The 13,179-nt window shown below is 69.7% G+C and carries 9 protein-coding genes; 4 read left to right on the forward strand and 5 right to left on the reverse strand.

Annotated elements, in window-relative coordinates; genetic code table 11:
* Positions 1–537: plastocyanin/azurin family copper-binding protein (locus VK923_07785; protein HSJ44565.1), on the forward strand; the 537-nt coding region annotated here is incomplete at its 5' end.
* 5 nt (positions 538–542) lie between these two features.
* Positions 543–1,496, forward strand: a complete 954-nt coding sequence (locus VK923_07790; GenBank protein ID HSJ44566.1) for a glucosyl-3-phosphoglycerate synthase — start codon at positions 543–545, stop codon at positions 1,494–1,496.
* A 113-nt stretch (positions 1,497–1,609) separates the two neighbouring features.
* Here the strand turns inward: VK923_07790 and VK923_07795 are convergent, their stop codons facing one another.
* Positions 1,610–3,391, reverse strand: a complete 1,782-nt coding sequence (locus VK923_07795; GenBank protein HSJ44567.1) for a sugar phosphorylase — start codon at positions 3,389–3,391, stop codon at positions 1,610–1,612.
* A gap of 191 nt (positions 3,392–3,582) precedes the next feature.
* Between VK923_07795 and VK923_07800 the strand changes: the two genes are divergently transcribed.
* A complete protein-coding gene (locus tag VK923_07800) occupies positions 3,583–4,911 on the forward strand; it encodes a citrate synthase (protein ID HSJ44568.1) in 1,329 nt (442 codons plus the stop codon).
* On the opposite strand, the gene VK923_07805 is transcribed toward VK923_07800, so the two are convergent.
* The 3 genes from VK923_07805 to VK923_07815 are packed head-to-tail and all read right to left on the reverse strand — an operon-like array spanning position 4,877 to position 10,814.
* Complete coding sequence (locus VK923_07805; protein HSJ44569.1) at positions 4,877–9,586, reverse strand: NAD-glutamate dehydrogenase domain-containing protein; 4,710 nt, start codon at positions 9,584–9,586, stop codon at positions 4,877–4,879. The two genes, VK923_07800 and VK923_07805, sit on opposite strands and share 35 nt — an antisense overlap.
* A gap of 12 nt (positions 9,587–9,598) precedes the next feature.
* The gene (locus tag VK923_07810) at positions 9,599–10,006 is read right to left on the reverse strand and encodes a YjbQ family protein (protein ID HSJ44570.1); all 408 of its coding nucleotides are present in this window, start codon (positions 10,004–10,006) and stop codon (positions 9,599–9,601) included.
* Positions 9,972–10,814: a protein phosphatase 2C domain-containing protein gene (locus tag VK923_07815; GenBank protein HSJ44571.1), complete on the reverse strand. Its 843-nt coding sequence runs from the start codon at positions 10,812–10,814 to the stop codon at positions 9,972–9,974. The genes VK923_07810 and VK923_07815 overlap by 35 nt, the downstream gene beginning before the upstream one ends.
* Before the next feature lie 6 nt (positions 10,815–10,820).
* On the opposite strand from VK923_07815, the gene VK923_07820 reads away from it, so the two are divergent.
* Complete coding sequence (locus VK923_07820; protein HSJ44572.1) at positions 10,821–12,203, forward strand: AarF/ABC1/UbiB kinase family protein; 1,383 nt, start codon at positions 10,821–10,823, stop codon at positions 12,201–12,203.
* Positions 12,204–12,270: 67 nt separating this feature from the next.
* On the opposite strand, the gene VK923_07825 is transcribed toward VK923_07820, so the two are convergent.
* Entirely contained in the window at positions 12,271–13,077 is an 807-nt protein-coding gene (locus VK923_07825) for an aldo/keto reductase (protein HSJ44573.1), read from the reverse strand.
* Between the last annotated feature and the right edge of the window lie 102 nt (positions 13,078–13,179).

Here is a 13,179-nt window from a genome sequence, read left to right on the forward strand (position 1 = left end):
CTCGGCGTCGCCCTGGCGATCGGGCTCATCGGCCTGATGGGCGCAGGCGCGGTCGCGGCCGCGGCGGGCATGCGCCCCTTGGAGGAGCACGGCGGCGAGGCCGCCGAAGGCGGCGAAGGTGGCGCGGCCGGTGGCGGCGAGGGTGGCGGGACCAACGAGCCCGTTTGGGTCGCGGTCGACATCGCGTACGAATCCGCACCGGAGGCGTTGCCCACGGGCGATGTCGACGTGACGCTCGTGAACAACGGCCAGATCGAGCACAACGTCGTGATCGAGGAACGTGGCGACGAGCTGATCCTCGAGGCGCCGGGCGGCGAGACTGACGAGGCCACCGTGTCGTTCGAGGCCGGCGAGTACACCTACTACTGCAGCATCCCCGGGCACCGAAAGGCCGGCATGGAGGGCACCCTGACGGTCTCGGAGGGTGCCGAGCTCGGCGGTGGCGGCGGTGGCGGCAGCTCCTCCGAGGCCCCGTCTGACGGCGGGTCCGAAGGGGGCGCCTCCAAGGCCGCCTCGGACGGGGCGAGCGAGGGCTGACCCACGTGTCGTCCAGCGCCGCGCTGGCCGACTGGTTCGCGCGGCGGACGTTTGCGGCGACCGAACTGGACCTCGATGCACTCGTCGCTGCGAAGCGCGACAGAGACACGACGGTCAGCCTGGTGCTGCCGGCGCGCAACGAGGCAGCCACGATCACGGATGTGGTCGCGTCCGGCGTGGCGCTGCAGGGACGCCTGGTCGACGAGGTCGTCGTGCTGGACGGCGCGTCGACCGACGGCACCGCGGAGCTCGCCGCGTCCGCTGGTGCGGTGGTCCACCAGGACGCCGACATCGTGCCCGACGTCGGCCCGACGCTCGGCAAGGGCGACGCCCTGTGGCGGTCGTTGCGCGTGACGTCGGGCGACATCGTGGCGTTCGTCGACACCGACATCCGCAACCCCGACCCGAGGTTCGTGTGGGGCATCGTCGCTCCCCTGCTGCTCGACGCCCGCATCAACCTCGTCAAGGCGTTCTACGATCGACCGATCGAGGCGGGTGGATCACTGCAGACCAGCGGCGGCGGCCGGGTCACCGAGCTGATGGCGCGGCCGCTGCTCAACCTGTTCTGGCCGGCGCTCGCCGGCCTCGTGCAACCCCTGTCGGGTGAGTATGCCGGTCGTCGGGCGGTGCTCGAGCAGGTCCCCTTCTTCACTGGCTACGGCGTCGAGATCGGCCTGCTGATCGACATCCTGGCGCTGCGCGGCGCCGACGCCATCGCGCAGGTCGACGTCGGACGGCGGGTGCACCGCAACCAGGAGCTGCACGACCTGTCCAGGATGGCCTACGCGATCGCGACCGTCGCGCTTGGCCGGCTCGCCGCCGAGCAACGGGCGACCTTCGCCCAGGCGTTCGACCCCCGGTACGTGCAGTTCGGCCGCGACTCCGAGGGCCGGATCACGTTGGAGCCGGCAGACGTCGCCGACGTCGAGCGTCCACCCATGGCCTCGCTCCCCCGCTGATCCCTGCAGTACCAGAGCCTGCGGCGGCGACGCGCGCAGGCGCTCGGGGTGCCCGAGCCCCAGGCGAGGGCGGGGTCCCTGCTGGAGCCGGAGCGCGTCGTCGCCGCAGCGCCTCAGCGCTGGCGCATCCAGGCGACGCCGTACGGCTCGAGCCCGAACGACACGCGGCCGTGCGCGTCGACCGAGGCAGTGCGTCGGGGATCGATGAGATCGACCAGCGTCCCGCGCACGGTCACGCCGTCGGACGCCGAGGCCTCGAACGTCTGCGGACGTCCCGTGACGTTGTGCACGCACAGCACGTGGCTGGGCCCGTCGACCGCGCTGCGTTCGTAGGCGAGGAACGGCCGCGGCGACGTCACCATGCGCTGCGGTCCGGCGGGGTGGAACGCCGGCTCGCGCGTGCGCACCATGATGCGCTCGAGCAGCGATCGCATGGCCTTGTAGCGCATGTTGCCCGGATCGTCCAGCTCGGCCTCCAGCGCGGCGAGGTCGAACTTCTGTCGGTTGATCGTCCGCAGGCGCTTCGTCTGCCTGACCCCCTCGTACCAGTTCCGGCTGCCCAGCAGCGCGTGGACGTAGATAGCCGGCATGCCGGCGAGCGACAGCAGGATCGACTGCGCGGCGAGGTGCCGGTCGAGCAGGCGGTCCAGGCTCTCGGTCGATCCGATGGGGTTCAGCGCGTCGAAGAACACGGTGTTCAACTCGTAGGGCGACTGCGACCCGTCGGGGTGGGACCGGTACGACACACCGCCGCCGTGAGCCTGCGCGAGATCGCACAGGTGGGTGATCTCCGCGGGAGTCAGCAGGCCCTCAGCCGGACGCACACCGATGCCGTCGTGGCTGCCGAGGAAGTTGAAGAACGTCGCCTGCGGTGAGGGGGTTGAGATCGTCGCCAGCCACTCCTGGAGCTGGGACGTGTCGGCCAGGTGGAACGCCGACAGCGTGAGCGGCGCCAGCGGGAACTGGTACACCATGTGCGCCTCGTCGTAGCCGTCGCCGAAGTACGACACGTTCTCGGCGTGCGGCACGTTGGTCTCGGTCAGCAGCAGCGTGCCGGGCGCCACCGCGTCGAACATCGTGCGCCAGAGACGGACGACCTCGTGGGTCTGCGGCAGATGGATGCACGACGTGCCCAGCTGCTTCCACAGGTACGCGATCGCGTCGAGCCGGAGGATGCTCGCGCCCTTGGCCACGTAGTCGAGCAGCACCTCGCAGACCGCGAGCAGGACCTCCGGGTTGGCGTAGTTCAGGTCGAGCTGGTCCGCGCTGAACGTGCTCCAGACGAAGCGGACGCCCGACGTGGTCTCGATCGGCGTCCGCAACGGTGTGATCCGCGGCCGCGTCACCGAAGACGTGTCAGTGTCGTGCGGCAGCTCGATGAGGAAGTCCTCGAACGCCTCGGCGTCGCGTCGCCACTCGCGCACCCAGGTGCCCCGCGCCGAGACGTGGTTGATCACGGCGTCCAGCGTCAGACGGAAGTCGTCGGCCAGCGCGCTGACGTCACGCCAGGTGCCCAGCGCGGGGTCGACAGCGTTGTAGTCGGCGACGGCGAACCCGTCGTCGGACGTCGCCGGGTAGTGAGGCAGCAGGTGCACGCCAGTGATCGCACCGCTGACCCGTTGCGCCAGGAACTGGTGCAGCGTCTTCAGGGGCGGGCGATCAGGCTCGGTGATCTGGTCGGCGTACGTGATCAGCGTCACATCGCGTTCGTCGAACAGGATGTCGCGGCTGGCGTCGTCGCCGACGTCGCGGGCGAAGCGCTCGAGCATCCCCGAGAGGCGGTCCAGCGTGGGTTCGACCTGCTCCTGCGGATAGAGGGCACCGAGGTGGACCCGCACGCGCTCACGCACCGCGGTGTCGAGTCGGTCCCGTTGCAGCATCACTGACCCCGCCATGTCGTGCCTTCCACGCGGCGGCGCACCCGTTCTCCACACGGAGGTAGGCCGCGGGCGGTGGTGCTGCGCGACCTCGTCGCCCGGTGTACCACGGTGTGCCTGCGCAGTTCGACGCCACAGCGTTGCGGGTAGGCTCGCCGCCGGGCGCCGGTGCCAGTTTTCCAGACGTCATCGGCAGAAGGCGGAGCAGGATGAGTGGACAGGCAAGCATTGAGGTTGATGACGTCACGTTCGACGCGCCCGTAATCACGGGCACCGAGGGTGAGCGCGCCATCGACATCAGGCGCCTGCGCTCGGAGACCGAGCTGATCACCTACGACCCCGGCTACGCCAACACGGGCAGCGTGCAGAGCGCGATCACGTTCATCAACGGCGAGGAAGGGGTCCTGCGGTACCGCGGGTACCCGATCGAGGAGCTGACCGACGCGAGCTTCCTCGAGGTCTCCTACCTGCTGATCCACGGCGAACTTCCCACCTTGGCGCAACTCGACGAGTTCCGTACAAACATCACGCGCCACACGTTGCTGCGTGAGGACATGCGGCCGTTCTTCGACGCGTTCCCCGCCGACGCGCATCCGATGGCCATCCTGTCCTCGGCGACCAACGCGCTGTCGACGTTCTATCAGGACCACTACGACCCGAGCGATCCCGAGGATGTCGAGATCTCGATCTACCGCCTGATGGCCAAGCTGCCGACCGTGGCCGCCTGGTCCTACAAACGTTCGATCGGTCAGCCCTACATCTACCCGCGCAACGATCTGGACTACGCCCAGAACTTCCTGTCCATGATGTTCGCCGTGCCGGCGGAACCGTACGTCTGCGACGCCGATGTCGCAGACGCGTTGGAGTTGCTGCTCATCCTGCACGCCGACCACGAGCAGAACTGCTCTACGTCAACCGTCCGCATGGTCGGGTCGAGCCACCTGAACCTGTTCGGCTCGATCTCGGCCGGCATCACGGCGCTGTGGGGCCCGCGCCACGGCGGTGCGAACCAGGACGTCGTGCAGACGCTGCTGTACATCAACGACGCCGATGAGGACGTCGACGCGTTCGTCGCCCGTGCGAAGGACCCCGAGGACCCGTTCCGCCTCCCAGGCTTCGGGCACCGGGTGTACAAGAACTACGACCCCCGCGCGAAGATCATCAAGGACACCGCCGACCGCGTCGTCAGGAAGCAGGTCGGCGACGACCCGCTGTTCGACGTCGCGCAGCGGCTGGAGGAAGTCGCGCTGAACGACGAGTTCTTCGTGGAGCGCAAGCTGTATCCCAACGTCGACTTCTACTCGGGCCTGATCTACCGCGCGATGGGCATCCCGCTGCCGATGTTCCCGGTCCTGTTCGCGCTCGGCCGCCTGCCCGGTTGGATCGCCCAGTGGAAGGAGATGACGGAGGATCCGCACACGCGGATCAACCGCCCGCGGCAGATCTACACCGGTGCCAAGGAGCGCGAGTTCGTGCCACTGGACGACCGGTGGCTTGCCGGTCCTAGTCGAGCACGGCCCGCAGCGCCGACATCGTGACCGACGCCTGGGCCAGGTTGGTCGTGTCCTCGTCATCGGACATCGCAGCCAGCAGGCTCCACACCCGCTCGACCTGCTGGGTCCGGTCGTCGAGCAGCCGGGCGACCGCGTCGTCGCCCGCGAGGTCGGGCGTCGCGTCCATGGCCTGGCGGGCGATCAGCCGGCGGACGCGGTGCAGCTCGTCGAGCAGCGTCTTCTGCTCCCACTGCTGCCAGTGTCCCTCGGGTTGCGTCGCGTTGATCTTGACGCGGATGCGGTCCAGCGGCAGCTCGCGGCCGACCTGGATGAAGGCATCGGCGACCTGGGCCACCGGACGATCCCGCTCCTCGGCGATGTCGGCCACGTCCGGGACGTACGCCAGATCGGGCCGCGTCACGAGGCGCCACGCCACGTCCTCGTCGACGCCCTCCTCGATCACCGCCTGCGCCAGGTCACGGCGCTCCACGGCAACGCCCGGCGGCGGGTCGCTGGGCCAGCTGCCCTCGAGCTCGGTGAACGCCGCACGGTCGCGCTCGATGCGGCCCTGGAGGTCGTCGGGCAGGCGTCGTGACGCGTACCGGCGCGTGTAGCTGCCGACGAGCGCGTCGACCGGCTGCTTGAGGCGCCGCTGCAGCGTCGGCTCGAGCGTGTCGTCGAGGGCCTCGATGTACGCCCAGTCGTCGGCCGCGCCACTGACCTGACGCGCGATCCAGTACGCACCCGCGACCTGCCCGACACCACATCCGAGCTGATGCACGGTTCGGCTGACCGATGTGATGCCCAGGTGATTGATCAGGTCGTTGGCCAGCAGCATCGCGACGAGCTCGTCGCGCAGCCGGTGCTCGTGGACCACCGCCGCGAAGCGCTCCGTGATCGCGGCCGGGAAGTAGTGCTCCAGCAGCACCTCCAGACTGGGGCTCGCCGGCAGGTCGCTGTCGGCGAGGTGCACAGCCAGGTCCGACTTGGCGTAGCCGATGAGCAGGCCCAGCTCGGGCCGGGTCAGTCCGCCGCCGGCCTGCTGGCGCCGCTCGATCTCCTCCGCGTCGGGCAGCGCCTCGACGGTCCGGTCGAGCCGGCCCGCCCCCTCGAGATCACGCATCAGTTGCTCGTAGCTGTCGAGCTGCGTCGCGCTCTCGGCGGACTCCTCGCTGATCAGGCGGGTCTGCGCCGCAACGTCGTCGAGCACGCGCTCCGCCACGTCGTCGGTCACATCGGCCAGCACCTGGTTCCGCTGGTCAGGTTCCAGATGACCGGCGTCGATCGCCTGGCCCAACAGGATCTTGAGGTTGACCTCCCGGTCGGACGTATCGACGCCCGCCGCGTTGTCAATCGCATCAAGGTTGACGCGGCCACCGCGGCGCGCGTACTGCATGCGGCCACGCTGCGTGACGGCCAGATTGCCGCCCTCGCCGATCACCCTGGCGCCGACCTGGTCGGCGTCGACCCGGACGGCGTCGTTGGCGCGGTCACCAACGTCGGCGTCACGCTCGGACGACGCCTTGACGAACGTGCCGATGCCGCCGGCGAACAACAGGTCGGCCGGAGCGCGCAGCAACGCGCGGATCAGCTCGGGCGGCGTCATGGACTCGTCGTCGACGCGGATGAGGTCGCGCACCTCGTCGGTCAGCTCGATGCGCTTGATCGTCCGCGACCACACGCCGCCGCCAGGGCTGAGCAGGTCGCGGTCGTAGTCCTGCCACGTCGCGCCCGGCTTCTCGAACAGACGCCTGCGCTCCTCGTACGAGGTCTCGGGGTCCGGATCGGGATCGATCATGATGTCGCGGTGGTCGAAGGCCGCGATCAGCTTGACCGCGCGGCTCTGCAGCAGCCCGTTGCCGAACACGTCCCCGGACATGTCACCTATGCCGGTGATCGTGATCGGCTCAGTCTGGACGTCGATGCCCAGCTCACGGAAGTGGTGGCGGACCGCAACCCACGCGCCGCGCGCAGTGATCCCCATGTCCTTGTGGTCGTAGCCCTGGGACCCTCCGGACGCAAAGGCGTCGCCCAGCCAGAACCCGTACTCCTTGCTGATGCTGTTGGCGAGGTCAGACAGGGCAGCAGTGCCGCGGTCGGCGGCGACGACGAGGTAGGCGTCCTCGTCGTCGTGGGACCGCACGCCATCGGGGTGGCGGACCTCGCCGTCGACGATGTTGTCGGTGACGTCGAACAGGCCCCGGATGTACGATTCGTACTGGCGGCGCACCTCGAACTTGACGTCGTCCGCGGCGCTCTTCAGCACGAACCCACCCTTCGACCCGGCGGGCACGATCACCGCGTTCTTGACCATCTGCGCCTTCATCAGACCGAGCACCTCGGTCCGGAAGTCCTCCTGGCGGTCGCTCCAGCGCACGCCACCGCGTGCCACGGGCCCACCGCGCAGGTGGACACCCTCCATCTGCGGGCTGTAGACGAAGATCTCCCGGAACGGCACCGGCTTGGGCATGTCGGGGATCGCCGACGGGTCGAACTTCAGCGCGATGCGGGCCGGCTGCTCCTCACGGTAGCGGTTCGTACGGACGGTGGCGTCAATCAGCTCCAGGTAGCCGCGCAGGATGCGGTCCTGGTCGAGGCGGTTGACCTCGTCGAGCCGCGAGAACAGCCAGTTGCGGCTGTCGTCGATCCGGCTCTCGGCATCAGCGACGTCGGGTCGGAACCGCGCGACGAAGTACTCCATGAGCGCCCGGGCGATCTCCGGGTAGGCGCACAGCGCGTCGTTCTGGAACTGGGCGCTGAAGGTCGTCCCGACCTGGCGGCGGTACTGCCGGTAGGCGCGGATGACCGCGACGTCGAGCCAGTGCAGCCCGGCCAGCAGGACGAGCTCGTTGAGCGAGTCGGCTTCAGCACGGTCCGACCAGATCGCCGATGCGGCGTCGGCGAGCCGGTCCCCGTCCTCGTCGACGTCGAGGTCCGCGTCGACCCGCAGCCGCACACCGTAGTCGTGGATGCGGAACTCCGGCCCTCCCTCGGCGTCGTCGTCGGCGGGGTCGGGATGCAGCACGTGTGGCACCGACTCGACGACCACCAGGCCGAGGCTCTCGAGGATCGGCACGAAGCGCGACAGCTCCACCGCCGGACCCCGCCGGTACAGCTTGAACCGCAGGCCGGGAGCCGGCCCACGCACGGCCTCCCGCTCGCGGCGCTCCACCAGCATCCGCACGTCGGCGTCGCTGTCGGCCAGCGCCGCCAGCTCGCGGCAGTCGGTGACCGCCTCTTCGGGTGCGATGCTGTCGCGGTAGGTGGCCGGCAGACGGTGGATCCACGAATCGACGGTGCTGGCGTCGCCCTCCGCGGCCGCCTCTGCGTGCACCTGCTCCGCCCAGGTCCGACTGAGCTCGACGATGTCGGTGCGCAGCTGGCCGGTGACCTCGTCGAGGTCGACACCGTCGTCACCGTGCACGTGCAGCACATAGGTCAGCAGCGCCTGGTCCTCGTGGAAGCCGACGAACGGCTCGACCTCGACACACGACAGGCGCTCGGCGATCCGGCGGTCGATCTGCGCCCGCAGCGGCACGTCGAAGCGCGACCGCGGGACGGCCACGACGATGATCGCCGCCGCCGACACCGGATGGGTCCAGGCCGCCACCCTGATGGTCGCCCGCTCGTCGCGCACGAGGACGTCGAACAGCTCGGCGAGCCCGTCGACCCCCGCCGTGAACAGCGCATCCTTCGGGAGCGCCTCGAGCACCGACCGCAGCATCCGCTCGTCGTGGGAGTGTTTGACGACGTCCTCGTCGGCTGTCACCTCGTCGACCCAGCGACGCAAGACGGGGATGGTCGTCACCGGCTCGGCCGTCGCCTTCTTCGCGAACAGGCCGACGATGCGGTGCACGGTGTGCCCGTCGTCGGGGCTGACGGCGACGTCGACCATGCGGTCGTGGCGATGCACGGTGCTGCGCGTCGGCGTCAGCGACACCGTCAACGGCGCGCTGTCCGACGGCACAGGACCGGCGATCTCGTTGACCGCAGGTCCACCGTCGTCCCCGGCCGAGCGGAAGATCCCCAGGCCACTGTCGGGGACGTCCGTGACCCGGCCGTCACCGATCTGGTGGACGACGGCACCGAGGAACACGAAGTGGTCGTCGAGCAGCCACCGCAGCAGGGCCTCCGCCTCGGCGTCCTCCACGCCGACGCTGTCGATGAGGGCGTCGACCCGGTCCCGCATCGCGGCGAAGTCGCCGGTTGCCCTCTGCACGTCGTCGAGCACGGCGCGCAGCGCGGCGGCCAGATCGTCGAGGCGATCGTCGCCGAGGCGACGGTCGAGCTCGACGTGGATCCAGGTCTGGCGCTCCTCGGCGCCGCGCGACGGCCGCAGGCCCACGATGCCACCGTCGTCGTCGCGCACTACGCCGAACTCGGGATACGCATGGTTGGCCATGGCCAGGCCCTGGCGCTCGAGCCGCCCCGCCAGGGTCGACATCAGGAACGGCGCGTCCTCGACCACGACGGCGATCATCGTTCCCGCGCCGGTGTCGGGGTTGTACACCCGCACCGCCAGCTCCCCCGGGGCACGCCGACCGATCAGGCGGGTCCCCGCCGCCACGACGGCCGCTCGCGTCTCGGGGTCCTCGGGCAGTCCATGAGGGTGCCGGCGGAGCACGATCCGCGCCAGGTCGGCCCCCAGGGTTCGCAGCTCCTCGTCAAGCCGGGCCTCGACCTGCTCGACGACGTCCCCGGGCTGCAATGTCTGGCTCACCGTCGGCCCCGTTCACCCCGCAACGAACGACGCGTGCACGTAGCGCTGCGGATTGTCGACGTTCGGATCGACGAAGACGACCGACTGCCAGGTGCCCAGGGCCAGTGCACCGTCGACGACCGGAACCGTCAGGGACGGCGAGACGAACAGCGGCAGCACGTGGTCGCCGCCGTGTCCGGGGCTGCCGTGACGGTGACGGTAGCGCTCGTCCTGTTCCGGCAGTAGCCGGCGGAGCACCATCTGCGCATCGACCTCGCTACCCGAGCCCGTCTCCATCAGCCCGAGTCCGGCGGTCGCGTGCTGTGCCAGCAGGTGGCACAGACCGTCGCCGCGTCCACGCACCCACTCGGCGACGCGGTCGGTGATGTCGACGACGCTGAACTGGTCACCGGTGGTGACCCGAATGGTGGTCGTATCCATCGTGTGGGGTGTACCACGGACCGCTGACCGACACACCGACATTGTCGCCGGCACCACCACGGCGTGCCTGGTCGAGCAGTGCACCGACCGCACGCTCCGCGCCGCCGGCGGTGTCGACCAGCGCCCGTGCCACGGCAGCCTCCGGTGTCAACTCGTCGGGCACGTAGTCGGTGTAGCCATCGGTCACTGCCACGACCCAGGCCCAGGGCGCCAGGTCGATGCGCCCACGCGCCAGTGAGCGGCGCAAGGTGTGATGACCCGGGTCGTCACCGAAGAACCAGGGTGCACGGGTGGGCAGCCGCCGGGCCGGCCCACGCTCGAACACGAGCAGCGCCGAGTCCCCGGCTCCGAACCACTGCAGCTGCGTCGGTGTCCGCAGCGCGACGACCAGCGTCGTCCGTGAACGGGGGCCGTCGAGGTCGTCCGTGGCCAGCGCGATGCGGTCCTCGACGAGCTGCACCGCGGCGAACATCTCGTCCTCGGTGAGGTCCGCCGGAGGCGGATCGTCGCCCAGGAGGTCCATGACCGCCGCGACCGCGGCGTGGGATGCCCGGTGGCCGTTGTGCCCGTCAGCCACCACGAGCAGGCGCGCGCGGCGGCCGACCACGCAGCCCGCGGCATCCTCGTTCGGGTCGACGTAGGCGTACGGCTTGGGGCGCCAGCCCCGCGCGAGGCCGACGGCGGCATCGTGGCCGACGGCCCTCGTCGCGACAACCGCGAGCGCTTCGTGGTCACGCCCGAGGAGGACGATCCTGGACGGCGCGGTGGCCGTACGGTCAGCGATGTGTTCTTCTTCTCGGGGCATCATGGGTGCATGTCCTTCGACGAGCATTCCACGTCGTCGCGCGTTTCACGGGGCGCGGCGCTCGCCCGCCTGTCGGCGTCGACGAGCGCCAACTACCTGGTGTCGCGTCTGCGCGCCATGAGCGATCACGACGCAGCCGAGTTGCGCTTCCACGCCGCGACGGCCGACAAGATGCTCGACCTGCTCGGCTCGATGAAGGGCGCGGCCATGAAGATCGGCCAGCTGGCCAGTTTCGTGGACCTGGATCTGCCGCCCGAGGCACAGGCGACCTACCACGAGGTTCTCGCGGACCTGCGCGACTCCGCGCCCCCCGCGGATCCCGCGGCCATCCGGGACGTGGTCAGCGAGCAGTACGGCGCGCCACCTGAGGAGGTGTTCGCGTCCTGGCACGATGAGCCCCTGGCCAGCGCGAGCATCGGGCAGGTCCACCGTGCTCGGCTCCGCGACGGGACCGAGGTCGTGGCCAAGGTCCAGTACCCCGGTGTCGCCGAGGCGATCGAGTCCGACCTGGCGAACGCCGAGCTCTTCGCGCCGATGGCGCGCATCATCTCACCCAACCTGCGCATCAAGCCCCTCATGGACGAGCTGCGCGACCGGATGGTCGACGAGATCGACTACCAGCGGGAGGCCCAGTACCAGGCTGCGTTCCACGAGCGCTACGACGGTCATCCCTTCATCGCTGTCCCACGTGTGCTCATCGACCTATGTCGGCCGCGGATCATCGTGAGTCAGTACGTCGACGGTGCAAGCTACGACGCGATGGCACGGGCGAGCACCGAGGCCGAACGGCAGCGCTACGGCGAGATCATCTACCGGTTCGTCTACGGCTCACTGCACCGCTTCCGGCTGTTCAACGGTGACCCGCACCCGGGCAACTACCTGTTCCCTGCCGACGGGCGTGTGGTCTTCCTCGACTTCGGCAGCGTCAAGCTGTTCACGTCCGCGACCCGTGACGCCATCCGCGCGCAGCTGCACGCGGTGCGGACCGGCGACGTCGACCAGCTGATGGAGCTGCTGGGCGAGGCCGGATTCACCCACGGGCGCGCGCAGTCGTTGGACAGCTACAAGCTCATGGCCTGGTTTCGCATGTTCAACCGGCCGATCCTTGCCGACGAGGAGTGGACGTACACACCGGAGTTCGCCCGTGAGGTCATCAGGTCGACGACCGACCCCCGCGCCGGCTACCTCGACCTGCTGCGCCAGCTGAACCTGCCGCCGGACTACCTGCTGCTCAACCGGATCCAGTGGGGCGTCAACTCGGTCCTCGGTCGCCTGCGCGCCACCGCCAACTGGTATCGGATCAGTGACGAGTTCCTCGCCGACGGGCAGCCCTCGACCGAGCTCGGGGCGCAGGAGGCACCGTTCATCGCCGCCTCGCCGTACCGCGCCTGACACGCTTCCACCGGCGTGCCGGCCGCCGGTCGAGCGTAGCGGGTGCCGGCGGTCCCGCAGTGCGGGTCTACCAGGGGGCGAATGGCGGGTCGATCAGGCGCTCACCGCGCTCGAGTGCCGTGATGCGTTGGACCTCGTCGTCACTGAGGTCGATCTCGAGCGCCCGGAAGTTGGACGTGATGTGTGCCGGCGACGTGGCCTTGGGAATGGCCGCCACGTGATCCTGGTTCAGCAGCCACGCGAGCGCGACCTGTGCGGGGTCGGCCCCGTGCTCCTCGCCGATCGCGACGAGCGTGGCGTCACGAAAGACCTGACCTCGCGCGAGCGGCGAGTACGCCGTCAGCAGGTGGTCGTGCTTGCGCGCGAGCGCCACCAGCTCGTCCTGGCCGAGGAACGGGTGGTACTCGACCTGGTTGGCGAAGATCGGCGCGTGGGCGGTGACCCGGTCGATCTGCTCCGGTGTGAAGTTGCTGACGCCGACGTTGCGGACCTTGCCGTCGTCGCGCAGGGAGAGCATCGCGTCCAGCGTGGCCTCGAACGGCGTGTCATGAACCGGCCAGTGGATGAGGAGCAGGTCGACGTAGTCCGTGCGCAGGTCCCGCAGGCTGGCCTCGGTCGAGGACCGGACGGCCGCGGGTGCGTGGTTGTCGTTGTCGAGCTTGGTTGTCAGGAAGACGTCGCCACGCTCCACCGCGCTCGCCGCGAGCGCCGCACCGACACGGTCCTCGTTGCCGTAGCCCTGCGCGGTGTCGACGTGGCGGTAGCCGATGTCCAGCGCCTGACGTACGCCGCGCTCGCAGTCGTCGCCGGCGAGCTGGAAGGTACCGAAGCCGAGCGCGGGCACGCTCGTGCCCCTGATGGTCTGCGTACGCATGGCGACGTGACTCCTCCTGGAGATCCGTGGACATGTCGAAACCGACATCAGGTGTGTACCCATCGGTGCGGGGTCGCTACACCCCGGCCCCGGCCCATGCGC

The organism is Euzebyales bacterium (assembly GCA_035461305.1).
GTDB lineage: Bacteria > Actinomycetota > Nitriliruptoria > Euzebyales > JAHELV01 > JAHELV01.

What these genes read in the sequence shown, in the direction of transcription:
- VK923_07795 (HSJ44567.1), bottom strand. Translation starts at nt 3,391, where the DNA reads ATGGCGGGGTCAGTGATGCTGCAACGGGACCGACTCGACACCGCGGTG.
- VK923_07800 (HSJ44568.1), top strand. Translation starts at nt 3,583, where the DNA reads ATGAGTGGACAGGCAAGCATTGAGGTTGATGACGTCACGTTCGACGCG.
- VK923_07810 (HSJ44570.1), bottom strand. Translation starts at nt 10,006, where the DNA reads ATGGATACGACCACCATTCGGGTCACCACCGGTGACCAGTTCAGCGTC.
- VK923_07815 (HSJ44571.1), bottom strand. Translation starts at nt 10,814, where the DNA reads ATGATGCCCCGAGAAGAAGAACACATCGCTGACCGTACGGCCACCGCG.
- VK923_07820 (HSJ44572.1), top strand. Translation starts at nt 10,821, where the DNA reads ATGTCCTTCGACGAGCATTCCACGTCGTCGCGCGTTTCACGGGGCGCG.
- VK923_07825 (HSJ44573.1), bottom strand. Translation starts at nt 13,077, where the DNA reads ATGCGTACGCAGACCATCAGGGGCACGAGCGTGCCCGCGCTCGGCTTC.